We start from the raw sequence: 24,394 nt of genomic DNA, 5'->3' as shown, positions 1-24,394 counted from the left end.
ATGGAGCGCTTCTCTTTCATTATAATGGCGGTTGCCGTCGTGCTTATGCTGGGCGGGACGGTCATCATGATTGTGCGCCGCGGCCATGCAGTCGGACTATGGACGGGTTCGGCGATATCGGGGGCCGGTTACGGCCTTGCGTCGGCCGCGTTAAGCCGCGGCGTAGACGTTCATCTTATCTACTATTTGCTCGTTTATGCGATCGGCCATGCCGGGGCGTTGGCGGCGATACGCGCCGTCGGCCGTCAGAGGATGCCCGTAAGCCGTTTGGCCGGGCTTTATTACCGGAACCCGGCCCTTTGCGCGATGACGGGGGTATTTCTATTGTCCCTTGCGGGGCTTCCCCCGGCAGGCGGATTCGCCGCCAAGCTTCTGCTGTTGTTTCAGGCCGCTTCGCAAGGCGAGCTGTTGGCGACGGCCGTTATGACCGTTTGTATGGCCGTCTCTTTTTACGGCTATTTTATATTCGTTCGTTGGATGTTCATGAGAACGGGACCGGACGACTCGCCGATCCCCTTGCCGGCATCCGCTGCAGGCATGCTTGCCGTTATGGCGGCAGCCTTAATGGCGATGGGGTTATTCCCCGGACAAATTTTGCATTTCCTCGGAAATATATTGTAGAATGATGACGGCCGGCAGCGGAGGTATACAGGGCGCGAGCTTAACGAAACTCCCGATACCGGCCGATATTTATATGGGTAAGGCAAAGTTAAATTTCCATTAAGCGTTTGGCGTCCGGCGGGCCGGAAGTCATGATCAAACTCCGCCCGAAATAAGTATAGAAGGGCGTTAAGGCGTCGAGGAAACGAAGAGAGTAGAAGCTTGAACCGAAATCGGGAAGGAAGCAAGCTGTGGTGATCATATGGATGGGATAAACGATTTGCAAATGACGAGCGGTTTGACGGGGCTTTTTTCAATTGTCGTAACGCTCTTAAGCATTATTCTGGCATGGTCGTTGCTGCAGGAAATCAAATGGGAGAAGCTGCTGCGGAACCCTCGAAGCCCGAAAGCGAGAATGCTGCAGGTGTTGGCCGCGGTTATCGTAGGCCATTGGTTCGCCCAATTCGTTCTCGGGTACTGGAACTGGTCCATGCTGCTAAGGGGATTTGTCGAATAACGATATCGAAAAATGTCAACAATGGATAGTATATAATGGACCGAAAAACGGGTCGCCCCACGAATATAATATCATGCGGCGATCTCAGGTTTTACGCGGCTTTCGGCTGTTGGCGCTTCCACGGCATCGGCGGCCGTAGAAGGCCCGGCATATGCCGGAGGCGGGGTAAAATTTGGAAATAATTTAGCGCTTGTCGACTCGTGTAGGTCGATGATATTATGAAGTTTAGGTGATTAAGCAGTGCCATTTTCTTCAGAAATAGGAAGAGGGAATTAACCTCGCGGAGGGAAACATAAGATGACCAAAATTATCGTCCGCGGAGGCCAGCGTTTGTCGGGGACAGTCCGCGTCAGCGGAGCTAAAAACGCAGTTCTCCCCATACTTGCGGCCTCATTACTTGCAACAGAAGGAGATAGCGTTATCCATGACGTTCCCCTCCTCGACGATGTCATGACCATAAAGAGCGTGCTTGCATCTCTGGGCGCGCAGTTAACGTATAACAATGAGACGATGCGCATTAACGCCGAACGTCTGGTTTGTTGCGAAGCCCCATATGAACTTGTACGGAAAATGAGGGCTTCGTTCCTCATTATGGGACCTTTGCTTGCCCGCGAAGGCAAAGTGAGAATTTCGCTTCCGGGCGGATGCGCTATCGGCACCAGACCGATTGACCAGCATTTGAAGGGCTTTGAAGCAATGGGAGCGGAAATCACGCTTGGTCATGGCTTTATCGAGGCGAGTTCGGCATCCCGCCTGAGAGGGGCCAAAATTTATCTCGACGTGCCTAGCGTCGGGGCTACGGAGAACATCATGATGGCCGCTGCGCTCGCCGAGGGAACGACGTTGATCGAAAACGCGGCGAAGGAGCCGGAAATCGTCGACCTCGCCAATTATTTGAACGCCATGGGCGCCAAAGTACGGGGCGCCGGCACGGGCCTGATCCGGATCGAAGGCGTCGAACGGCTGCAAGGCGTTGCGCATCAGGTGATCCCGGACCGCGTCGAGGCGGGTACTTATATGGTTGCGGCCGCCATTACCGGCGGCGATGTTTTTGTGGAGAACGCGATTGCCGACCATCTTACGCCCGTTATTTCCAAGCTTGAAGAAATGGGCGTTCAGATCACGGTCAGCGACAACGGGATCCGCGTCCGGTCGACCGGCGAATTGAAATCGGTTGACGTCAAGACGCTCCCGCATCCGGGTTTTCCGACCGACATGCAGTCGCAGATGATGGCGCTTCTTCTCATGTCGGAAGGAACCAGCCTCATCACGGAGACGGTGTTTGAGAACCGCTTCATGCATGTAGAGGAGTTTAAGAAGATGAATGCCCAAATTAAAGTCGAAGGGCGTACGGCCATCGTAAGCGGCGGTTACCCGCTGACCGGTGCCAAAGTGTGCGCCACCGATCTCCGCGCGGGAGCCGCGCTGATCTGCGCCGCGCTTCGCGCCGACGGAGAAACGGAAGTCGCCGGCATTCATCACGTGGACCGCGGGTACGTGGACATTACCGGCAAGCTTGCGGCGCTAGGGGCCGACATTCGCCGCGTGGAAGAAAGCGATGCGGTCGCGGCGGCAGCCAAGCATGCGGCGGCGGAGCCCGTGGCCGTAGCGGCAGCGGCAAGCGCTGCGGATACGGAATCGTCGTACAAGCGGGATAAGGAAGTACCAATGTTGAAGGTTCAACCGACTTGGGCCTAATGATACCGGCGTTTCAGCCTCCTTGAGAGGCGGAGCGCCGGTATTTTTTGTTTCGGGGCGAATGATCGTTTGTCCAGGTCTATCGGTATTTGAGTCTTTGCCGGCGCGCGGCAGAGGCTCTTTTTTTCATTCAAAAGGGGCTGGCGCGCGAAATTTACCGTTATGATCGTTGCGCTTGACGAAGCCTCGCTTGGCAGGCGGACCCGCGGGCTTGTTCATCGTTTGTTCATTTTTGGATGTTATAGTCGTGCTGATAAAGACTGATGGAGGGTGGAGTTGCGCCAATGAGGAAATGGATGGTATGGCTCGGCGTCATAATTATAATTGCCGCGGCCGGGGGCGGGGCTTACTATTACTTTGTTTTCAATAAAGAAAACAAGGTTGAGGCGGCTTCGACCGCGACGACGGTGCGGGTGACAAGAGGAGACATCGTAAATCAGATCAGCGGCACCGGATCGGTCGCGGCCAATTCGAGGGAGACGGTGACGGCCGGCAAAAGCGGCACGATCGCGACGGTCAACGTCGCGGAGGGAGATACGGTCAAAGCGGGCGACGTTATCGCCACGTTTGAGGATACCGACAATTATGACGACCAGATTGAAGAGATTAACAACAACATCGAGAAGCTGAAGGAAGAGATTCTGGATTATCAGGAAAGCTATAAGGAAGCGACGGGTACGGAGAACGAAGAAGAAACCAAAAAATCGCTGGAGAAGAGCATCGAGGACGCCAACGACCAGATCGCGGATTATCAAGAGGATCTTCAAGACATTTATGAAGAGCAATCCGAAGAGGTCAAGCAAATCGTGGCGCCGATCAACGGGCAAGTGACGGACTTGAGCATCGAAGTCGGCGATGAAGTCGAAGGGAACACGACAGTCGTGGAAATCGTCGATTACGACTATTTGGAATTTACGACGACGGTTGACGAGACCGACATTACGTCGGTCAAGGTCGGCCAAACGGCTGATATTACGCTGAGCTCGTTTACGGACAAAACGTTTGCCGGGACGGTTTCGGAAATCGCCAAGGAAGGAACGTCCAGCAACGGCTCGTCTTCGTTTGAGGTCAGCATTCTGCTGACGGACAAGGAGGGCGTCATGGTCGGCATGTCCGGCGAAGCGGCCATTACGATCGAATCGAAGGAAAATGTGCTGCTCGTGCCGGTGAATGCCGTCGTCGAAGCGGGCGGCAAATCTTACGTGCGCGTGTCGAGCGGAGAAACGGGCGGCGCGGCCGCCGGCGAGGCGGGAGCAGCTGCCGGAGAAGACGCGCAGCAGGGGACTAGCGCATCCGGCAGGACGTCCGGCAGCGGATCCGACAGCGCGTCCGCCGGTCAGCGCGGCACGGGGCAGACGGCCCAAGGCGCCGCGTCCGGCGAAGCGGGCGGCAGCGCCGGTGCAGAAAGCGCCGCAAGCGGAGCAGCCCAAGCGGGCGCCGCAAGCGAAGCCGGCAAGGGCGGCGCTCAAGGCGCGGCGCCGGAGCAAAGTGCGGCGGGCGGCGAATCCGGCGGCGATACGGCCGCATCGGGCGGCGACGGCAGCGGCCAAGCCGCAGCGGAAACCGAAAGCGGAGCGGGCAATCAGCGCGCGCTGCAACGAATCGATACGCTTGGCGGAAAGCTCGTCGAAGTGACGACCGGTCTTAGCAACGACGCTTACGTCGAAATCGTATCCGGCCTGGAAGAGGGGCAGCAGGTGCTTGTCCCGCTACCGCAGGGCGAAGCGGGCATGGGTGAGGAAAGCACCCAGCAAACGCAGCAATTTATGTTCCCGGGCGGCAGTTTCCCGGGCGGCGGTACGGGCGGCAATTTCTCGAGAGGAACCGCCCCTGGCGGCGGAATGAGCGGAGGCATGCGATGAATGACCGACCGAATCCTCCTCTGATCGAAATTAACAATGTCGTGAAGTATTACATGATGGGCCGGGAAAAAACGACGATATTGCACGGCGTTTCGCTTAACGTGACCCATGGGGACTTTTTGGCGATCGTCGGCCCGTCCGGTTCCGGCAAATCGACGCTGATGAACATTATCGGATGTCTGGACGTGCCGTCGGGCGGCAGCTATAAGCTGGACGGCGCCGAAGTCGTCGGTCAGAGCGACAACAAGCTGACGGAATTCCGCAATAAAAAAATCGGGTTCATTTTTCAAGGCTACCATCTGCTGCCCAAGCTGTCGGCTCTCGAAAACTGCGAGCTGCCGCTTATATATCGGGGCATGTCCGGCAAAGAAAGAAAAGCGAGAGCGGCCGAAGCGCTGGAGCGCGTTGGCCTTGCGCACCGGATGGGCCATCGCCCGAGCGAGCTGTCGGGCGGCCAGCAGCAGCGCGTCGCCATCGCGCGGGCGCTCGCGACGAATCCTTCGCTTCTGCTTGCGGACGAGCCTACGGGCGCGCTCGATTCCAAAACCGGGATGGAAGTGCTGGGCATGATGGAGGAGCTGAACGATGCGGGCCAGACCATTATTCTCATCACGCACGATATGGAAGTGGCCAAGAGGGCCAAGCGCATCGTGATGATCCGGGACGGGGTGCTGACGGAGCTGGAAGGAGGGAACAGCCGTGAAATTGTCGCAAGGCCTCAAGATGGCGATCAAAAGCGTCTTGTCGAACAAACTTAGAACGATCTTGTCCATGCTTGGCATTCTGATCGGCGTTGCGACCGTTATCGCCCTGGTGGCGATGGGCCGCGCTTCCGCTAACGAAGTCGCGGATCAGGTCGCTTCCCTTGGAACGAGTCAGGTCAGCGTCAACATTACGGGCCGCGGCTCGGTGACGACGCTGTCGATCGACGAAGCGGAAGCCTTCGCCGATATCGACGGCATCGAAGCCGTCGCGCCGATCGTAAGCAGCACCGGCTATGCCAAATTCGGCGGGACGTCGGTCACGGTGTCCGTGCTGGGCATTACGCCGGACTACGAGATCGCGCAGGAGTTCAGCGTGCAGGACGGCCGCTACATTGCGGCGCCCGACATTGCGAACAGGCAGAAGGTTGCGCTTATCGGGACGCAGACGGCCAAGGATCTGTTCGAGGACGAAGGGGAAGATCCTCAGGAGGCTGTCGGCAAAAAAATAACGATCAACGGCTACATCTTCACGATTGTCGGCCTGCTGGAATCGAAAGGCGAATCGCTGACCGGCTCGAACGACGAAAAAATATTGATTCCGATTTCAACCGGGCAAAAAATATTCGATCAAAGCGGCGTCTCCACGATTTACGTCAAGGTGGCGGACGGCAGCGACATGGACCAAGTCGTCGGCGATCTGGAATCCAGCTTGTACGCGAAGTTCGCGGACGAAGACGCGTATCGGGTTTCCAATCAGGAAGACGCGATGGAGACGCTCAACTCGGTTAACGAAACGATGAACCGTCAGCTGATTTACGTGGCGGCCATCTCGCTTGTCGTCGGCGGCATCGGCATTATGAACATCATGCTCGTGTCCGTAACGGAACGGACGCGAGAAATCGGCATCCGCAAATCGCTGGGCGCCAAAAAGAGAGACATCCTGTTTCAGTTTCTGGTAGAGTCCGTAACGATAAGCGGTTTAGGCGGAGCGGTCGGCATCGTGCTCGGGTATATCGCCTCCTTCATCATCGGCATTGCGATGGGAACGGAAACGGAAGTGCCTCTCAATACGGTCATGCTGTCGTTCGGCTTCTCCGCTTTTGTAGGCGTCGTGTTCGGCTTTATCCCGGCGAACAAGGCGGCAAGCCTACGCCCGGTCGACGCTTTGCGACACGATTAAAGTACGGGTTCTATCCTATCAAACCGTCTCATAGAATAATTCCATACAGGCCGGCCGAAAACGGCCGAGTCTCCTGCCAAGGGAGACGATCTCGTTTCCGGGCGGAATATAAGCTTGGTAGAGGTACGGAGTTCCGATGCTAGCTTATATTTCAAGAATTGGAGGAAGCCCGCATGTGCAGATGCGGGCTTTTCTCGCCAACCGCGCCTGGAAGGAAGGGAGCTGCGAGACGATGACTGGGGCAAGACGTATACGCCTGCGCATCCGCAAATGGCGGACAAGCCGCCTATGGGCGCCGTTTGCCGTCGGCGTCATGCTGGGAGCAAGCGCGCTGCTCGTTCAGCTGATCGCCGCGGATTTGCGGCAGCAGCCGGGCGCCGGGACGATGCGGAGCGCGCAGCAGAAGCAAGAAGAAGGAGCTGCCTTTGAGCGGGCGGCGGAAGGAAGGGACGCCGCGGCGGGCGGAGTCCGGGAACGGCCGGGGAACCCGCCGCCGGAGGAAGGAAGCGGGGCCGCTAAAGGCGGAGCGGCGGACGAGCTCGGGGATGTCGTCGTCCGGGTTTATATTACCGGCGAAAATCGCGTTGAGAGAGTGCCGCTCGAAACGTATGTCAGAGGCGTTGTCGCCGGGGAGATGCCTCCCGACTTCGAGCTCGAGGCGCTTAAGGCGCAGGCGATCGCGGCGCGCACGTATATTGTGCGAAGGCTGGAGCTTCGCGACAGGAGCGGCATGCCGGTGCGCAACGCCGATGTGACGGATACGCCCGTCCATCAAGTTTATGTCCCTTTGAAGAAGCTGGGCCAGACGATGGATAAGGAAAGCCGGGAGAAATATATGGCTGTGCTCGATAAGGCGACGGAGGAGACGAAAGGGGAGATCGTAACGTTCCGCGGCGAGCCGATCGAGGCGGTTTTTTTCTCCACAAGCAACGGCTATACCGAAAATTCGGAAGATTACTGGCAGGAGGAAATCCCTTATTTGCGAAGCGTTCCAAGCCCGTGGGACGTCGACCTTTCTCCCGATTATAAAGAAACGGTCACGATGACGCTGAAGGAGTTTTACGGCAAGCTGGGCATCAGTTCGGGGCGGGAGCCGGGCAAGCCTTCGATTAAGGTGCTGGAGCGGACGGACGGCAAACGGATTGCCGAGATCCGGATCGAGGGCCGCACCTACAGCGGCCGCGAAGTAAGAGAGAAGCTAGGCCTCGCGTCCTCTCAATTTACGTGGAAGGTTGAAGGAGATTCCATCGCCATCACGACCTACGGCTACGGCCACGGCATTGGCATGAGCCAATGGGGGGCGAACGGAATGGCCAAGGAGGGGCGGAACGCGCTTGATATCCTGGCTTACTACTATACGGGAGCGGAAGTCGTGCAAGCTTCGAAGCTTGCGAATTTATCGGAAGACCGCCGTTTATAAGTTCTTTTTCTAAAAAACTTTCTATCTTCTCACGTATAAAGCTAGACGTTCTGGCAACAATGGCTAGTGAGGTGATAGAAAATGAATGAAAACCAAAACAAACCGAAGCAAAAAGAAGAAACTCCCAAAACGATAGGGAGAGAAGCATCTGCCGCGAAATCTGGCAGCGGATGGAAGAGGCTGCTGTCGAAAAAATGGGTGACACCGGCAGCGTTTCTGGCCGCGGCAGCAATTATCGTAACCTTAATGTGGATCTATCAGGGCGCGGATACAACTAGCAAGACTTCCACCACGACTCCGTCCGAAGCGACTGAAGGTACCGCAGGCGGGGAAGCGACGGCGGCGCCGCAAGACGAGGAAGCCATTGTCGACGCGCTTCCGGGCAACGAGAAGCTCGAGTGGCCGGTATTGAATCGCGACAAGCTGGACGAAGTGCTTTCGTTCTACGACAGCGAAGCGGGCGAAGAAGAACGCGCCGCGGCCGTCGTACAGTCCGGCGATACCTTTACGCCTCACGTCGGCGTCGACCTGTCGGATCCGAACGGCGAAACGTTTGACGTAGTAGCGGCTCTTAGCGGCAAAGTGAGCCATGTCGAGAAACATCCGACGAACGGCAACGTCGTGGAAATCGACCACGGCAACGGCCTGGTGACGATTTACGAAAGCTTGTCCGATGTCAGCGTAGCCGAAGGCGACGAAGTGAAGCAAGGATCCGTCATTGCCAAAGCGGGCCGCAGCGACGCGGAACGGGATCTCGGCGTACATGTGCACTTCGAGGTTCGCGTGAACGGCGAAGCGAAAAATCCGGCTGAGCTGATGGAACAGCAATAAAGAAGCAAGTCTAATGTCTAAGCTTAAAGCCAAGGAACCCCAGACGGGAGCCTTGGCTTATTTTTTTGCGCTGTCCGGGCAATCGGCAAGACTTCTTCTTCCTCGGAGGGAGCCAAGGGGTCCTGTCCTTCCCTGCCCGCGGCTGCAGGTTGCACGAAAATTTGCGGCAAACGGCTTGTCATGCTTGGCCACAAAGAATATCTACCCGCGCCACTCATATAATGTACCAAACTATCTCAGGTAAGGGAGGCGGGAACGTGCACGATTACATCAAAGAGCGCACCATTAAAATAGGCCGCTGCATTGTGGAAACGAAGCATACGGTCCGTACAATCGCAAAAGAGTTCGGCGTTTCCAAAAGCACGGTTCACAAGGATTTAACCGAACGTCTGCCGGAGATTAACCCCGATCTGGCAGATCAGGTCAAGCACATTCTCGAGTACCATAAGTCGATTCGCCATCTTCGCGGCGGCGAAGCAACCAAAATCAAATATAAGAAGTCGAGCGGAAAAAAACGGGAGGTGCTGGCGGCGGCTAAGGTGTAAAGTTTTTTACGACATATTTTTTTGTGACATATAAAGGATTTTCGGTTTTTTTGGCGAATAATGTTCAGCAGACGTTCCTGTGTCAACGGAACTATAATGAGACGCGCAAACATTATTCGTTGGAGGACTTAAGGCTTATGCTAAGCAAGGACATAGGGATTGATCTGGGAACGGCCAACGTATCCATTCATATGAAAGGGAAGGGGGTTGTGCTCGACGAACCTTCCGTCGTCGCCATCGAGAGCGATACGAAGAAGGTTCTGGCCGTAGGCGAAGAAGCGCATCGGATGGTAGGCCGCACGCCGGGCAACATCATCGCGATTCGTCCGCTTCGGGACGGCGTTATCGCGGATTTCGAAATTACGGAAATCATGTTGAGGGCGTTTATCGACCGAGTCGAAGGCCGAGGCTGGTTCAGCCGCCCGCGGGTGCTGATCTGCGCTCCGACGAACATCACTTCGGTGGAGCAGAAGGCGATTCGCGAAGCGGCTGAGCGCAGCGGGGCGAAGGACGTTTATTTGGAAGAGGAGCCTAAGGCTGCCGCGATCGGCGCGGGCATGGATATTTTTCAGCCGAGCGGGAATATGGTGGTCGATATCGGCGGGGGAACGACGGATGTGGCCGTGTTGTCCATGGGCGACGTCGTTACCTCCTCTTCGCTTAAAGTCGCAGGGGACAAGTTCGACCTGGCGATCATGAAGTATATTAAAGACAAGTACAAGCTTCTGATCGGCGAGCGGACAAGCGAAGATATCAAGGTGAAGATCGGTACGGTCTACGAGGATGGCAAACGGGGAGAAATCGACATTCGGGGACGGGATATGGTAACGGGCCTTCCGCTTACGATTACGGTTCGCTCGGAAGAGGTGCGGGAAGCGCTCTGGGACCCGGTCATGTCCATTGTGGCGGCCGCGAAAACGGTATTGGAACGGACCCCGCCGGAGCTGTCGGCGGACATTATCGACCGCGGCGTCATTCTGACGGGCGGCGGCGCTTTGCTGGACGGGCTCGACTCGCTGCTGTCCGAAGAGCTGAAGGTGCCGGTCCTCGTCGCGGAGGACCCGATGCATTGCGTCGTGAAGGGGACGGGCATCCTGCTCGATCATCTGGACAAGCTGGGCCGGAAAGTTTAATTTGCGCAGGTAGGGCGTCTGGGGGGACGCGCCGAAGCGCAAATAAGACGATAGTCCTAGAGGGCAGTCTATTTAGACTGCCCTCCTTCATGCCGATATATATAGAATAACGTATATCCATCGATCGGGGAGGATTCAAGTATGCTAAGAGGGCTGTATACGGCCGCATCCGGAATGGTGGCGCAGCAGCGCATTCACGATACCGTCACGAATAATATCGCCAACATCAACACGCCCGGCTATAAGCAGGAGAACGCGGTTAACCGGTCATTCCCGGAGATGCTTCTTTCCATGACCGGTTTAAACGACGAGCCCGTAACGAAGGTGGGCAAGGTCAATACGGGGGTGTTCGCGGAGGAGGCGCCGTTTCTGCAGCTGCAAGGAGACCTCGCGGAGACGAGCCGTCCGCTCGATTTTGCGCTGGTATCGGACCTTATCGTTCCGGGCGTGACATTCGACGCCTCGGGCAAGGCCGTTTCGGAGGACGGCGAAGTGACGTACCAGCCGCAGGCGTATTTTACGGTGCAGAACGCAAACGGCGAAACCCGGTATACGCGCGACGGCAGCTTCTCGCTTGATCCGGCGGGTTATCTGGTTACGTCGAACGGCGACCGCGTGCTCGGGACGAACGGGCAGCCGATCGTCTTCCCTGCCGGCATTGCGGAGGAGCAGCTCGAGCTGACCGCCGATAACCGGTTCATCGATTCGCGGACGAATGCGGATACCGGCATGCAGCTGCTCATTACGAGGGTGAATAATCCAAACGATCTCGTGCGGGAAGGCGACGGCTTGTACATGTACAACGGAGAAGAAGACGGGATCGGGCCGCTTGGTGCGGGCGAAAACGCAGCCGTGCGGCAAGGATATATCGAACGGTCCAACGTGGATGCCGCCCAAGCCGCGGTCAGCCTGATGAGCGCCTTGCGCGCCTACGAGGCGAATCAGAAGGTCGTTCAGTTCTATGACGCCAGCTTGGATAAAGCGGTTAACAGCGTCGGACGCGTATAGGAAGGGGGCAAAGATCAACGATGAACAGCTCCATGATTAATGCGATGGTGTCCATGAACGGCTTGCAGCGGAAGCTGGATGTGCTGGCCGACAATATCGCGAACCAGGAGACGGTTGGTTATAAGCGCAAGGAAGCGTCTTTTGCGGATTTGCTCCATTCGTCCTATGAGCAGCCCGAATCGTTCTCGCAGCCGGGCCGGATGACCCCGCTTGGCTTCCGTCAGGGATGGGGCTCGCGCCTGGCTTCGGTCCGGACCGATTTCGAACAGGGCGTGCTGAAGGAAACGGGAGTTAAAACCGATATGGCGATCGACGGAAATGCTTGGTTCCAGGTCGAAACGGGCGGAGAGGAACAATATGGCTATACAAGGAACGGCTCCTTTCAGTTGACGCCTATGCCAAACGGTGATACCATACTGGCAACGGAACAAGGCTACCCCGTAGTGTCGAGGGTGTACGATCCTGTCGCAAGGACGGAGGTTGACGGCCGCATCGTCGTGCCGAACGGCTTCTCCGTTAAGGTCTCGTCCGACGGCACGGTAACGGCAGAGAATGAGGCGGGGGAAACCATGGAGCTTGGCCGCATCAAGCTGATGCAGGCAACAAGCCCCGCCGCCCTGACCGCGACGGCGGACAATCTGTTTATCGCGGCTCGAGGAGAAGACGGAAACGAGCTTGTTCGCGAGGTGAATCCGGACGCCGAAGGCATTGCCGTGAAGCAAGGCTTTCTTGAGCAGTCGAACGTGGATTTATCGAGCGAAATTACAGAGCTGATTAACGTTCAGCGCGCGTACCAGCTTGCGGCGAGAGCTTTGACCTCAAGCGATACGATGATGAATCTGGCCAACAATATGCGCGCTTGATAGATAGGATGATGTAGATGAGCATGGCAGACGAACGCGGCGAGTTGATCGAAACCGACTTCGGCAAACAAACTGAAGACAAGAGCCGTCTGAGCAGGCGTCAAAGCGAGGCTTCCGAAAAAAACGGCAAGCCGCGCCGAAGCACGGCTGCCGGGATGACGCTGCGAATTGTCCGCAGGTGCATCGTGCCGCTCATTATGATCGTCATGCTGGCGGCGGGCTTGTATATCGGCTATACGGTTATAGGCAACGGACCCGCAGAGGACGTATTCCACTGGTCGACGTGGCAGCATTTATACGATTTGGTTTTTGGCGAGTCCTAAACGACCGGACTTGCTTGACCGCATCATTCTTTATAAGTTTATCGCAGGATTTCTCGCGGCCGCCCGCTCAGGGCGGCTTTTTTGGTTTTCGGAAAACGGGGAAGGCCGGGGTCTTGGCTTGCCTCCGCTATTTGGGGCATAGACCGTTTGCGCTCCTTCAAACGGTAGTTGTATAATGATTGGGAGTGTTTAGAAGTTATACATATGGCTTTGGGCGCTTTCTCCGTTATGATCGAACAAGAAAGAGGCCTGGCCTTTAAGACGCTTCGGGTCCGATTGGCCAAGCCCCCTTATCTTAACCTCCACAAACTGCAGTTTTGTGAAGGATAAGCATAGTTTCACATTTGAAGACGAATTTTATACTTCGATTTTGATTTTGTAAAGAGAGGGATACCGCTATGCTGGATGTAGTACAAATACAGGAAATTATTCCGCACCGTCCGCCGTTTCTGCTGATCGACCGGATTGTGGAGGTCGAGCCGGGCGTGCGCGCGGTCGGAATCAAAAACGTCACGATGAACGAGCCTTTTTTCGTCGGGCATTTTCCGGGCTATCCGGTTATGCCGGGCGTCCTTATTATTGAAGCGCTCGCTCAGGTCGGCTCGGTGGCCATGCTGATGGTCGAAGAAAACAAAGGAAAACTGGGCTTTTTTGCCGGCATTGACGGGGTGAGGTTCCGCGGTCAGGTCAAGCCGGGCGATACGCTTCGTCTCGAGGTTGAAATTACGCGCCTGAAAGGCTCGATCGGCAAAGGAAAGGCGACCGCTTTGGTGGACGGCAAGGTCGTGGCGGAAGGCGAGCTGATGTTTGCGCTTTCCGATCCGGCGTAACGGGCCGCGAAAGGATCCGCCAGGAACGAAAGTCCCTTGGGACCCGTTGCCCTTGAACTTAAGGGTGTTCTTGTTTGAAGATAAGAATGATAAGCTTAGCCGAAACAAGTTGGTCCTACGAGAAGGACGCGCCGTCGTTTCGGCTTGTTATCTGCTAGTTCTACCATTATATATAGAGGAGAGGAATTCATAATGGCAAACGCGAATACGGCAGAAGCAAGATACCAGGCTTGGCTGAACGATCCGATCATTGACGAAGCGACGAAGGAAGAGCTTCGCGCCATTGCGGGCTCGGAGAAAGAAATTACGGACCGTTTCTACCGCGATCTGGAGTTTGGAACCGGCGGCTTGCGCGGCGTCATGGGGGCGGGGACGAACCGGCTCAACGCCTACACGGTAGGGAAAGCGACGCAAGGGCTTGCGAACTGGGTTCTTGCCCGTGCGGCCGGCAAGCCGGCGTCGGTCGTCATCGCGCACGACTCGCGGAACAATTCTCCCGAGTTTGCGCTGGATTCGGCATTGGTGCTTGCGGCAAACGGCGTTAAGACCTATCTGTTCCCGTCGCTACGTCCGACGCCGCAGCTTTCCTATACGGTTCGCTCGCTTGGCGCAAGCGGAGGCGTCGTCATTACGGCGAGCCACAACCCTCCGGAATATAACGGCTACAAAGCGTACGGCCCGGACGGCTGCCAGCTCATTCCCGAGGATGCGGAAGAGGTCATTGCGGCCATCCAGCAAGTAACGGGCTTTGATCAAATCAAGCGGATGACGCGGGAAGAAGCGGAAGCGAAAGGCTTGCTCGTCTGGCTCGGCGAGGAAGCGGACGAGGAATACGCAAGCGTCGTCGCGTCGCAAAGCTTTAACTCGGAGCTGCTGAAGAGCGGCCTTGGGGCGAAATTCAGCGTCGTCTATACGCCGCTGCACGGCACGGGCAATCTGCCTGTCCGCCGCGTGCTTGAGAAGGCCGGCTTCACCAACGTGCATATCGTGAAAGAGCAGGAGCAGCCGGACGGTTATTTCAGCACGGTGAAATCGCCGAATCCGGAGGAACGCGAAGCGTTTACGCTGGCGATCGAGCTGGCGAAGAAGGTCGGGGCCGATCTGATTATCGGCACGGACCCGGACGCGGACCGGATGGGAGCCGTCGTCAAGAACGGTGCGGGCGAATACGTCGTCCTTACCGGCAACCAGTCCGGCGCGATCATGGTCCACTACGTGCTGAGCCAGCTGAAAGAGCGCGGCAAGCTGCCGGCGAACGGTGTCGTCGTGAAGACGATCGTGACGAGCGAGATGGGGGCGGACATCGCGCGTTCTTACGGCGTTGAAGTGGAAAATACGCTGACCGGCTTCAAATATATCGGCGAAAAAATGACCCGCTACGAGCAAACGGGCGAGCGCTCGTTCCTGTTCGGCTACGAGGAAAGCTACGGCTATCTGACGGGCACTTACGCCCGCGACAAGGATGCGATCGTCGCTTCGCTGCTCATTAGCGAGGCAGCGGCTTACTACAGCAGCCAAGGCAAAACGCTGTACGACGTGCTGATGGAGCTTTACGGCCAATACGGCGTTTATCTGGAAGGGCTCGAATCCCGTACGCTTAAAGGGCTTGACGGCGTGCAAAAAATCCAAGGCATTATGCAGGATTGGCGCGACAATCCGCCTGCGGACATAAACGGCGTTCAAGTGGAGCGGGTGCTCGATTACAGCGGCGGACTGGAAGGGCTGCGTCCGGAAAACGTGCTGAAATACATTTTGGCCGACGGATCGTGGTTCTGCTTGCGTCCATCGGGCACCGAGCCGAAAATCAAAGTTTATTTCGCCGTGCGCGGTTCGTCCACGGATGAGGCCGGAGCAGCGCTTGACGCGCTTCGCAAAACGGTCATGGAACGGGTGGACGCTTTAGCCTAAGCCTGAAGCCTGACGGAACATTCATGCGAAAGCCAAGCGGAAGGGTATCTCCTGATCTTGATCTCGGATCATGCCTTCGGGAGATACCCTTCTTCGGATTTTTTCCGGTTTCTCATCTTTTTCACCGGGACGTTTTATAGGTCGGCAGAAGCAGGCGTTTTTGCGGTTTGGAAATCGTTTACAGGTAAAGTTTCTCTCAGAAATAATGAGATTTTTTCGTTGAATTGATAAACTAAGCGTAGGCGTTTATGCGGCTTATGGATATGAAGGAGGATTTTTGTGCTTCACAATTGGCGGCTTTGGAACCGCAAAGCAAAGCAATGGTTATGGGTCGTTACGCTGCTCGGGGTCGTCGCGGCGCTGCCGCTTGGCGCTTTGAGAATGAATATGGAATCGACGTCCAAGCAGGTCGAGTATGTGTTCGATTACCGGGACTTGCTGGAAATTGCCGAATATCAGCCGCGTTCCGGGGAGTTTCTCGAGGAGCAGCTGGCCGGGTTGAAGAGCGCGGGCATCACGACGATGTCCCTGTACGAAAGCTCGCTTAAGGAGCTTTATTTGGCGGGCAGACTGACTTACTACAACTCGAAGGATGCCGCCCAGCTGCGCGGGGAACTGGAGCCGATCGGGCAAAATTACACCTATGTACTGTTTACGGGCGCCGAGGAGCGGGACAAAATCGGACCGCTGATCCGCGACGCTTTCGCTCGCTTCGATATCGCGGTTCGCGATTGGACGTTCGAAGGCCGGGACGGACTCGTGATCGAAACGCCGCTTAGCGACGCGCTTCTGAAGCCGCTCAGCTTCGATCCGATGACGATGGATACGCTCCGGGACGCCGGTTTCCGGATATTGGCCCGCTATTCCGACCGGGTTCTGCCGTTTGACGCGGCGGAGACGGACCGACAGCTGGCGGAATTGAAGTCGTACGGCGTAGAACGCATTTTGTTCGACGGCGACAAGGTGAAGGGGTATACCGACCAAGCCGAGCTGAACAGCCTTACCGCTTTCGGCCAGCTGTTGAACAAGCACGGCATGGGCATCGTGGCCATCGAAAACTTGAAAAAACCGCAATCGGGCATGAATCAGCTCGCTTATGCGATCGGATATAACGTAACCCGGCTTTATTCGTTGTCCGAAAACGACGCGACGGCGGTATCGCCGGAGACGATCGCCGACCGGTTCCTGCTGGCGGCGAAGGATCGCAACATCCGGATGTTCTTTATTAACGCCGGCGTCCAGTCGAGCTCGGAGAAATCCGGCATCGTGAACTCGCTGGAGAATTTGTACCTGGCGCTCAAAGGCCCGGACGGCGCCGTGCACAAGCTGGAGGAGGCGGGCTTTGCGCCGGGGACGGCGCAGCCGTTCGACGTCGAGCGGCCTTCGTGGGCGAAGCCGCTTAAAGGGATAGTTGCGCTTGGCGCGGTCGCGATCATTACGCTGCTGATCGCCGCCTTTATCCCGGGCGTGGCGATTCCGGTGTTCCTGCTTGGCCTGATCGGCAGCGCGGGGCTTTACGTGCTGAATTCGGCGCTGATGGAGCAGGCTCTGGCGCTAGGCGCCGCGATCGCCGCTCCGACGCTTGCGCTCGTCTGGGCGATGAACCGGGTTTACGCCCATACGGAAGGGAAGCAGCGCGCCGTCGGCGGCGGCCAATGGACGACGCGCGGCGATGCGGGCGGCGAAGCCGCGGCAGGCTCGGTTTTTGGCGTGAAATGGATCTTTGAAGGGATGAACGCCGCCCGCCGGTTCGGCATGGCGATTGCACTGTTCGTCATTACGGCGCTTATCTCGCTTATTGCCGTGCCGTTCGTGTTCGGCTTGCTGAACAGCGTGGCGTACAGCCTTGTGCTGCAGCAGTTCCGCGGCGTAAGCTTGCTTCACCTCGCTCCGATCGGGCTGGTGGCGCTGTATGTCGTGCTTTATACGGGCGGGTCTCCCGTGGCAAGGCTGCGCAACCTGCTGACGCTGCCGATCAAAGTGTGGTGGGTTGTCGTGGCGATGGTCGCGGCGGTCGCAGGCATGTACTATTTGTCGCGGACCGGCAACGCCGGCGAAGCGTCTACAATTGAATTAATGTTCCGCAATTGGCTGGAATCGACATTTGGCGTTCGGCCCCGCACGAAAGAATTTTTGCTGGCGCATCCGCTGCTGCTGCTTGGACTGTTCTTGTCGCTGCGCTACCGCGCGGGCTGGGTGTTCATCATTGTCGGGTCGATCGGCCAGCTGTCGATGGTGGATACGTTCGCGCATATTCATACGCCGCTTTATATTTCGATCATCCGGGTGTTCCTCGGTCTCGGCCTTGGCTTCGTGATCGGATGCGTGCTGATCGGAGTATGGCAGCTGCTGGAAGGAGCTTGGAGGAAATGGCTGAAAACGCGCATTATCCGACTCGCCGAATAGCCGTCTCCGGCTATTACGGCTTCCGCAACAGCGGCGACGAAGCGGTGCTCCGCTCCATTCTGCTTGCGCTTGAGGAGCAAGGCGAAGCGCAAGGCGTCCGCATCGAGCCGGTCGTCCTGTCGGCCGATCCGGCCTGGACGGCGAAGATGTACGGCGTGGAGGCGGCGCCGCGGATGCATCCCGCGTCGCTGCTGCGAACGCTTCGTTCCTGCGACGGGCTGATCAGCGGCGGGGGCAGCTTGCTGCAGGACGCGACGGGCGCGAAGACGATCCCGTATTATACGGGCGTCATCAAGCTGGCCCAGTGGCTGGGCAAGCCGACCTTTATTTATTCCCAGGGCATCGGCCCGGTCAATCGCCGCTGGATGGATCCGCTGATCGCGCACGTCATGAAGAAGAGCGCGTATATATCGGTGCGGGACGCCGAATCCGCCGCTCTGCTGGCGCGCATGGGCGTCCCGCAAGACCGGATCGAGGTGGTGCCCGATCCGGTGATGGGCTTGCCGCTGCCTGCGGACGCAGCGGCAGCCTCGGGCGCGGCGGCGGGCCGCGCCGAAGGCGGCGCCGCCGGCGGCAACGCTGGCGACGGCGTGCCCGTCGTCGGCGTGTCGCTGCGCCGCTGGCGCCCGGACGGCGCGGATCTCGACCGCGCCGCAGACGCGCTCGCCGCGCTCGCGGCAAGCCGCCCCGTGCGGCTGCGCTTCCTGCCGTTCCATACGCCCGACGACGCGGAAACGTCGCGGGACGTCATGAAACGGCTGGAAGGCCGCCTCGGGGCGGGCAGCGCCGCCGAGCTCGCCGAGCCGGGCGACGACCCGCAGCGCATGCTGCTTGAAGTCAGCCGCTGCGACATCCTGTTCGGCATGCGGCTCCATGCGCTCATCTACGCGGCCAACCGGAGCGTGCCGATGCTCGGATTGTCCTACGATCCGAAGATCGACCAGTTCTTGGCGCGCCTTGAACTTCAGGCGGTCGGCACGACGGAGAAGCTGGACAGCGGCGTATTCGCGGCCGAAGCGGTTGCCCTGCTCGATCGGCGCGCCGAATGGCAGCGCGAGCATGCGGCGGCGATCGACGGCTTACGGCAGCAAGCGCAGCAGCCCGCGCAACAAATCGCGAAACTGCTGCGTCAATTGAATTCGAGGTGAATCATTCGAACATGAGCAGACAAGTGCCTACTGTGCCGATCTACGGCATTCCTTTTTCCAGCATGAGCATGGAGGAGACGGTCGAGTATTTGATCGAAGCCATTGACAATAAAAAAACGACGCATGTCATCACGGCCAATCCGATTATGATCATGTCGGCGCTGGACAATCCGGATTACTACCGCATGATGCGGACGGCCGAGCTTATCGTGCCGGACGGCGCGGGCGTCGTATGGGCGGCCAGCCACGTGGGCAGACCCGTCGCGGAACGCGTCGCCGGCTTCGATCTCATGCACCGGCTGCTGGCGTTCGGCGAACGCCGCCGCTGGAAAGTGTATTTGCTCGGCACGACAAAGGACACGATCGAGACGGCGGCCGAGAAGCTTCAGCTGCAGTATCCGCAGGTTCGCATCGTAGGCGTGCGGGACGGATTTTTTGGACCGTCCGAGGATGCCGAGGTCGTGGCGCAAATCCGAGCCGCCGCGCCGGATATGCTGTTCGTGGCGAGAGGGGCGGACACGCAGGAGCCTTGGATCGCAAAGTACAAGCATGAGCTTGGCGTACCGCTGATCATGGGCGTCGGCGGCAGCTTCGACATTATCGCGGGCAAGCTGAAGCGGGCTCCGGTGTTGTTCCAGAGACTGCGTCTGGAATGGTTCTACCGGCTGCTGCAGGAACCGAAAAGGTACAAAAGAATGCTTGCGCTGCCGAAATTCGTCGTGAAAGTGCTTCGCGACAAAGATAACGTCACAAAACCTCGCCCAATACCGTAAATACGGCGGGAAATCCGTGAAAATCGCTTGTAAACGGGATTGGAGTTCTTTTTCTGCCGGAGGTATAATTCATTTCGGTAGATAGAAAAGGGGAGTTGCACGAAAATGTCTGCAGGATTAGTCTACGCGGTAGGCTTTGGATTAGCTCTTATTATAGCTCTTATTATGACGCCGCTGGTGAAGAACTTCGCTTTCCGCATCGGCGCCATCGACAAACCGAATCACCGCAAGGTCCATACGCGCATCATGCCGCGTCTTGGCGGCCTTGCTATCTATATCGCTTTCGTTGCGGCTTTCTTTATCGTCCTTCCGTTTATTCCGGACGGCTTGCTGCGTCCTCGCGATATGAACCTGATCCGGGCGCTGCTCGCCGGCGGAACAATTATTATTATATTGGGAGCGCTTGACGACCGCTTCGAGCTTTCCGCCAAGCTCAAGCTGCTCGGCCAGATTGCGGCGGCCTCCGTCGTCGTTTTCGGTTTCGGCGTAAAGATCGATCTCGTCAACATTCCGTTCGGCGAAGCGATGCAGCCGATCGAGGCGTGGATTTCCATCCCGCTGACGATTCTATGGATCGTCGGGGTGACGAACGCCATCAACCTGATCGACGGGCTGGACGGGCTTGCGGCCGGCGTGTCCGGCATCGCCATTCTGACCATCCTGATCATGGCGTCGCTGATGGGCTTTGAGCCGATCATTCTGCTTAGCGCGCTTCTGCTTGGCGGGATTGTAGGCTTCTTGTTCTTCAACTTCCACCCGGCCAAAATATTCATGGGCGACTCGGGCTCGCTGTTCCTTGGCTTCAGCCTGGCGACCTTGTCCATGCTTGGCTTCAAGCAGGTTACGATCGTTTCGTTCGTAACGCCGCTGCTTGTCATCGGCGTTCCGCTGAGCGATACGTTCTTCGCCATCATTCGCCGGAAGCTGAACAACCGGCCGATCTTCGAGCCGGACAAGGGACATCTTCATCACAGGCTGCGCGATCTGGGCTTCAGCCATCGCCGCTCGGTTCTGATTATTTGGGGCGTTGCTGCGATCTTCGGCGGCTTCGCGATTATCCAATCGGCCGTCGTGCAATCGAGCGCGGCGAACTGGGTGACGTTCGGCGTCGTGTGCATCGTCATGTTCTCCTTGCAGATCGGCGCGGAGCTGATCGGCATCGTAGACAAGACGCGCCGGCCCGTTATTAGTCTACTAAACCGGATGTTTCGTTTTAAAGTAGAAGACGCCAATACCCGGACGAAATGAATTCGACAAAATTAAACAGAGATTTTGTATATTCCGCACAATGGAAGATACAAATCTCTGTTTTTGTTTTGGCTGATTTTTTAGACCCGATAAACCTTTATTTATCGGGCTTTTTCCTTTTTTCGGTTCCCTTTCCGCTGTCGCTCGATCGTCCTCGTTTCTTCTTTTTTTGACCACGTCGATACAACATGTATCTGGATTTGCAGGTGTATTTTTCCACGAAGTGTAGTAATATAATTCTCGCCTTATTCTATTTGACCTATCTATCGATAGTTGAAAGGGAAAATAGTAACAAATTAATAGGCATGGGGTTGCAGGTTTATCAACACGACCGAGAGGAGAAAGAACAGGAATGTACAAACGCAATTGGTTCAAAAGCATGGCGGGATTACTCGTTTTTGCAATCTTTGCAACCGTCATGGCGCCGCAGCTGTATGCAGCGGAAACGAACGGAACGGATGCGGGGGCGGTATCTTTGTCGGATATCGATTCGTCGTATGCCAAACAGGAAATTACCGCACTGGTTAACGAAGGAATCATTTCCGGCTTCGAGGATGGAACGTTCAAGCCTGCGGAATCGATGACTAGAGCGCAATTGGCTAAAGTGATCGTTCTTGCAATGGGTCTCGAGGAGGATGCCGAAACCGCAAACATATTTACAGACGTAAAAGAAGGCGTATGGTATGCCGGCTACGTGGGTGCCCTGGTTAAATCGGGCATTACGCAAGGCACGTCGGCCACTACCTTCTCGCCGGGCAATACGGTGACACGCGAAGAGCTGGCCGTATTCTTTATCCGGGCGTTCGGTTTGTCCGATATGGCGAATTCGTTGACGACGGGAAGCGGCTTGACCGACTTCGGACAAGTATCGAGCTGGGCCAAAGCGTCCGTATCCCTTGCCAGCGGCATCGGATTCATTAAAGGCATCGAAGTCGCGGACGGTTCTTTTAAATTCAATCCAAAGGGTAAAGCTGACCGTCAGGGACTGGCTCGGCTTACATACGAGTTTTTCTTCAACAAGTCCGCATACTTGGACGAGGCCGAAACGTTGGCGGCTTCCCAAAAGCCGGATGAAGAAACAACAACTGCGTCCAAAAGCCAAAGCCACAAGAAGGACGATGACGACGACGACAGCGATAACGATACGCCGTCCGTTCCGGATCCGTCCGAAACGGAAATTATCAATGTAGCCGGCGAATACAGCCTGGGTGCTGTGGACGGCTCGTTAACGATTGCCGTGCCGGACGTTACGCTGGTGGACACGACGATTAGCGGCGACCTGGTCATCTCTGAAGGCGTAGGCCAAGGCGATGTCTATTTGAATAACGTAACGGTTGCCGGACAAACCTTCGTGAATGGCGGCGGCGTGAACAGTATTCATATTGCGGACTCCGTTCTTGCTACGGTTATCGTGAACAAAGCGGACGGAAGCATCCGGCTTGTTCTGGAATCGGGCACGAACGTGCAGCAAATTTCGCTTCAATCGGGCGCTGTACTGGAAACGGCAGCCGATGCGGGCGAAATCGGTGCGGTTGAAATTACAAGCAGTCTGCCGCAAAACGCCAGCGTCACGCTGAACGGTACGTTCGATAACGTACGCGTACATGCGGCTCAAGCTCAAATCGTCGTTCCGGCGGGCGCGGCAATCGGAAATCTTGAAGTATTCGCTGAAGCGCTCGGTACGGTATTTGAGCTGGATGCGGACGCTTCCGTCGCTTACGCGATCGTAAATGCCGTCGTTTCCTTTATTGGCGAAGGACAGATCGAAACGGCCGAAATTAACGTCGAAGGCGCAACGTTTGAGAACCAGCCGAACAACATCGCAGCGGATCCTTCCGTAACCGATGTTGCTTATACGCCGCGTTCGGTCGAACTGTCGGCACTGGAAGCGACGTACCAAATCGTTGCGACAGGCCTTAAAGGCGACGCCGGTTACTTGAACGTCACGAATCTTGTAAGCTGGAGCAGCTCGGATGTATCCGTAGCGGAAGTGACTTACGGTCTCGTGAAAGCGAACGGCGAAGGCGTTGCGGATATTACGGGCGTTTACGGCGAATATCAATTCAGCGTGCCGGTCACCGTATCGGTTTACGAGCAGCCGGGCATTGCCGTCTATCCTTCCGTCTCCGGCATTGAAGTTGCGAACGGCAAGGTAGAAGTCGAATTTGCGGGTGACGTTGAAGACGAATCGCTATCCGATTTCATCGTTTCGGCGAGTCTGGACGGCGAGCCGGTCGAATTGGACAATTTGCAATATAATTCGGACACCAATACATTTACGTTTGACCCGGTAACGGAATACGGCAAAACGTTGTTCGTTACCGTCGAAGCCGATGCGAACAAAACGAAATTTGCCGGCAGCCAAAGCGGACTTTTACGTTTGACCGGCTTCGGAGGCACAATCGTCGACGTAAACGGCGAACCGGTAAGCGGTTTGCAAATCAAGTTCCGCAAAGGGTTGAACAACACGCAGGGCGAGATCGTCGGCACTGTTGAAACCGACGAATACGGCCAATACTTTATTTATCTCGCTCCGGGCATTTATACCGGCGAGCTTGGCGGCGGCGATACCGGATTTGTAACGACTTATTTGATCGGTGTGGCGGCTGTCAACGAAAAGAACGTTTCCGAGAACCAAACGGCAATCCGCGTGCCGGCCGGCAACGAAACGAGAATTGTGCTCACATGGGGTCAAGACCCGCAGGATCTCGATTCTCATTTGATCGGACCGGGTGAAGGCGAAGGCGAATTCCATACGTGGTACGGGAACAAGGTTTATGACACGGAAGAAGGCGTTCGTGTAGACCTGGACCTTGACGATGTAACCTCGTACGGACCGGAAACGACGACAATCCGCGTCGATCGGGACGGTACTTATAAGTTTTATGTACACCATTACTCCGGTTCGGGAACATTAAAAACTTCCGGTGCCAAAATTGAAGTATACAGAGGAGCCGTAGTCGAGCCGACGGAGGTCTATGAAGTTCCGACCGGCAGCGGAGACGAGCTATATTGGATCGTATTCGAAATGACCGTTGAGAACGGAGTGGCTACGTTCACCGCCATCAATGAGTTTACGAACGAAGATCCGGCAACGGGCCCGTATGTAAACGACTATTATAATGAAGAAAGTTCCTCGGAAGAGGAACCGGCCGAAACGATCATCGAATAGAGTTCTTTTGGCGATTGAGGAGAGAAGGGCATTCCTTCTCTCTTTTCGCGTTATATCCGGATTGTTCGAGTGCCGGCTTCAAAGCATTATCGTCTTTTGTGGCCTAAACTATTCCCGGACAGGTACCGATATAAGTAATACATATCTATCATTCGTCATTAGGGATCAGTGAATTTACAAAGGAGGAGAGTTCGACCATCCGCTTTTTTTATGAAGCAATCGGGC

Annotated in this window: 20 protein-coding genes; all 20 read left to right on the top strand. The window is 56.5% G+C overall.

Annotated elements, in window-relative coordinates:
• The 20 genes from ACFSW5_RS24450 to ACFSW5_RS24355 all read left to right on the top strand — a co-directional run bounded on the left by ACFSW5_RS24450 (position 1) and on the right by ACFSW5_RS24355 (position 24,169).
• Positions 1-621 (top strand): proton-conducting transporter transmembrane domain-containing protein, encoded by a 621-nt coding sequence (locus tag ACFSW5_RS24450; RefSeq protein WP_379279336.1) that lies wholly within the window; start codon positions 1-3, stop codon positions 619-621.
• Between the two features lie 241 nt (positions 622-862).
• Positions 863-1,117, top strand: coding sequence for a DUF1146 domain-containing protein (locus tag ACFSW5_RS24445; RefSeq protein WP_379279333.1), 255 nt, complete (start codon positions 863-865; stop codon positions 1,115-1,117).
• 297 nt (positions 1,118-1,414) lie between these two features.
• The gene (murA, locus tag ACFSW5_RS24440; RefSeq protein ID WP_379279331.1) at positions 1,415-2,815 is read left to right on the top strand and encodes a UDP-N-acetylglucosamine 1-carboxyvinyltransferase; all 1,401 of its coding nucleotides are present in this window, start codon (positions 1,415-1,417) and stop codon (positions 2,813-2,815) included.
• Positions 2,816-3,099: 284 nt separating this feature from the next.
• The gene (locus ACFSW5_RS24435; protein WP_379279328.1) at positions 3,100-4,677 is read left to right on the top strand and encodes an efflux RND transporter periplasmic adaptor subunit; all 1,578 of its coding nucleotides are present in this window, start codon (positions 3,100-3,102) and stop codon (positions 4,675-4,677) included.
• Positions 4,674-5,435 (top strand): ABC transporter ATP-binding protein, encoded by a 762-nt coding sequence (locus ACFSW5_RS24430; protein WP_379279325.1) that lies wholly within the window; start codon positions 4,674-4,676, stop codon positions 5,433-5,435. Before ACFSW5_RS24435 ends, ACFSW5_RS24430 begins: the two co-directional genes overlap by 4 nt.
• Complete coding sequence (locus ACFSW5_RS24425) at positions 5,377-6,561, top strand: ABC transporter permease (RefSeq protein WP_379279308.1); 1,185 nt, start codon at positions 5,377-5,379, stop codon at positions 6,559-6,561. Before ACFSW5_RS24430 ends, ACFSW5_RS24425 begins: the two co-directional genes overlap by 59 nt.
• Before the next feature lie 181 nt (positions 6,562-6,742).
• Positions 6,743-7,981, top strand: a complete 1,239-nt coding sequence (gene spoIID / locus ACFSW5_RS24420; RefSeq protein WP_379280213.1) for a stage II sporulation protein D — start codon at positions 6,743-6,745, stop codon at positions 7,979-7,981.
• A gap of 81 nt (positions 7,982-8,062) precedes the next feature.
• Positions 8,063-8,812, top strand: coding sequence for a peptidoglycan DD-metalloendopeptidase family protein (locus tag ACFSW5_RS24415; protein ID WP_379279306.1), 750 nt, complete (start codon positions 8,063-8,065; stop codon positions 8,810-8,812).
• Between the two features lie 257 nt (positions 8,813-9,069).
• Entirely contained in the window at positions 9,070-9,357 is a 288-nt protein-coding gene (gene spoIIID, locus ACFSW5_RS24410; RefSeq protein WP_379279304.1) for a sporulation transcriptional regulator SpoIIID, read from the top strand.
• A 137-nt stretch (positions 9,358-9,494) separates the two neighbouring features.
• A complete protein-coding gene (gene mreB / locus ACFSW5_RS24405; protein ID WP_379279302.1) occupies positions 9,495-10,490 on the top strand; it encodes a rod shape-determining protein MreB in 996 nt (331 codons plus the stop codon).
• A gap of 141 nt (positions 10,491-10,631) precedes the next feature.
• Positions 10,632-11,498, top strand: coding sequence for a flagellar hook-basal body protein (locus tag ACFSW5_RS24400; protein WP_379279300.1), 867 nt, complete (start codon positions 10,632-10,634; stop codon positions 11,496-11,498).
• Between the two features lie 20 nt (positions 11,499-11,518).
• Positions 11,519-12,361, top strand: a complete 843-nt coding sequence (locus ACFSW5_RS24395; RefSeq protein ID WP_379279297.1) for a flagellar hook-basal body protein — start codon at positions 11,519-11,521, stop codon at positions 12,359-12,361.
• A gap of 17 nt (positions 12,362-12,378) precedes the next feature.
• Positions 12,379-12,684: a DNA-directed RNA polymerase subunit beta gene (locus ACFSW5_RS24390; protein ID WP_379279295.1), complete on the top strand. Its 306-nt coding sequence runs from the start codon at positions 12,379-12,381 to the stop codon at positions 12,682-12,684.
• A gap of 398 nt (positions 12,685-13,082) precedes the next feature.
• Positions 13,083-13,514 carry a 3-hydroxyacyl-ACP dehydratase FabZ gene (gene fabZ, locus ACFSW5_RS24385; protein ID WP_379279292.1) on the top strand — a complete coding sequence of 144 codons (432 nt, stop codon included), beginning with the start codon at positions 13,083-13,085 and terminating at the stop codon, positions 13,512-13,514.
• Positions 13,515-13,706: 192 nt separating this feature from the next.
• On the top strand, positions 13,707-15,422 hold the full coding sequence (locus tag ACFSW5_RS24380; protein ID WP_379279289.1) for a phospho-sugar mutase: 1,716 nt from the start codon (positions 13,707-13,709) through the stop codon (positions 15,420-15,422).
• Positions 15,423-15,701: 279 nt separating this feature from the next.
• Positions 15,702-17,828 (top strand): DUF5693 family protein, encoded by a 2,127-nt coding sequence (locus ACFSW5_RS24375; protein ID WP_379279287.1) that lies wholly within the window; start codon positions 15,702-15,704, stop codon positions 17,826-17,828.
• On the top strand, positions 17,792-18,976 hold the full coding sequence (csaB, locus tag ACFSW5_RS24370; protein WP_379279285.1) for a polysaccharide pyruvyl transferase CsaB: 1,185 nt from the start codon (positions 17,792-17,794) through the stop codon (positions 18,974-18,976). The genes ACFSW5_RS24375 and csaB overlap by 37 nt, the downstream gene beginning before the upstream one ends.
• A gap of 11 nt (positions 18,977-18,987) precedes the next feature.
• Positions 18,988-19,749, top strand: coding sequence for a WecB/TagA/CpsF family glycosyltransferase (locus tag ACFSW5_RS24365; protein ID WP_379279282.1), 762 nt, complete (start codon positions 18,988-18,990; stop codon positions 19,747-19,749).
• Between the two features lie 105 nt (positions 19,750-19,854).
• Complete coding sequence (locus ACFSW5_RS24360) at positions 19,855-20,997, top strand: glycosyltransferase family 4 protein (protein ID WP_379279280.1); 1,143 nt, start codon at positions 19,855-19,857, stop codon at positions 20,995-20,997.
• A gap of 352 nt (positions 20,998-21,349) precedes the next feature.
• Positions 21,350-24,169, top strand: coding sequence for an S-layer homology domain-containing protein (locus tag ACFSW5_RS24355; protein WP_379279278.1), 2,820 nt, complete (start codon positions 21,350-21,352; stop codon positions 24,167-24,169).
• The last annotated feature ends 225 nt before the right edge of the window (positions 24,170-24,394 follow it).

Origin of the sequence: Paenibacillus thailandensis (assembly GCF_042685365.1) — a bacterium.
GTDB lineage: Bacteria > Bacillota > Bacilli > Paenibacillales > Paenibacillaceae > Paenibacillus_AP > Paenibacillus_AP thailandensis.
This window is presented reverse-complemented; position numbering and strand designations above follow the sequence as displayed.

Coding starts and splice junctions, on each gene's coding strand:
- ACFSW5_RS24450 (WP_379279336.1), top strand. CDS start 1: ATGGAGCGCTTCTCTTTCATTATAATGGCGGTTGCCGTCGTGCTTATG.
- ACFSW5_RS24445 (WP_379279333.1), top strand. CDS start 863: ATGGATGGGATAAACGATTTGCAAATGACGAGCGGTTTGACGGGGCTT.
- murA (WP_379279331.1), top strand. CDS start 1,415: ATGACCAAAATTATCGTCCGCGGAGGCCAGCGTTTGTCGGGGACAGTC.
- ACFSW5_RS24435 (WP_379279328.1), top strand. CDS start 3,100: ATGAGGAAATGGATGGTATGGCTCGGCGTCATAATTATAATTGCCGCG.
- ACFSW5_RS24430 (WP_379279325.1), top strand. CDS start 4,674: ATGAATGACCGACCGAATCCTCCTCTGATCGAAATTAACAATGTCGTG.
- spoIID (WP_379280213.1), top strand. CDS start 6,743: ATGCGGGCTTTTCTCGCCAACCGCGCCTGGAAGGAAGGGAGCTGCGAG.
- ACFSW5_RS24415 (WP_379279306.1), top strand. CDS start 8,063: ATGAATGAAAACCAAAACAAACCGAAGCAAAAAGAAGAAACTCCCAAA.
- mreB (WP_379279302.1), top strand. CDS start 9,495: ATGCTAAGCAAGGACATAGGGATTGATCTGGGAACGGCCAACGTATCC.
- ACFSW5_RS24400 (WP_379279300.1), top strand. CDS start 10,632: ATGCTAAGAGGGCTGTATACGGCCGCATCCGGAATGGTGGCGCAGCAG.
- ACFSW5_RS24395 (WP_379279297.1), top strand. CDS start 11,519: ATGAACAGCTCCATGATTAATGCGATGGTGTCCATGAACGGCTTGCAG.
- ACFSW5_RS24390 (WP_379279295.1), top strand. CDS start 12,379: ATGAGCATGGCAGACGAACGCGGCGAGTTGATCGAAACCGACTTCGGC.
- fabZ (WP_379279292.1), top strand. CDS start 13,083: ATGCTGGATGTAGTACAAATACAGGAAATTATTCCGCACCGTCCGCCG.
- ACFSW5_RS24380 (WP_379279289.1), top strand. CDS start 13,707: ATGGCAAACGCGAATACGGCAGAAGCAAGATACCAGGCTTGGCTGAAC.
- csaB (WP_379279285.1), top strand. CDS start 17,792: ATGGCTGAAAACGCGCATTATCCGACTCGCCGAATAGCCGTCTCCGGC.
- ACFSW5_RS24365 (WP_379279282.1), top strand. CDS start 18,988: ATGAGCAGACAAGTGCCTACTGTGCCGATCTACGGCATTCCTTTTTCC.
- ACFSW5_RS24360 (WP_379279280.1), top strand. CDS start 19,855: ATGTCTGCAGGATTAGTCTACGCGGTAGGCTTTGGATTAGCTCTTATT.
- ACFSW5_RS24355 (WP_379279278.1), top strand. CDS start 21,350: ATGTACAAACGCAATTGGTTCAAAAGCATGGCGGGATTACTCGTTTTT.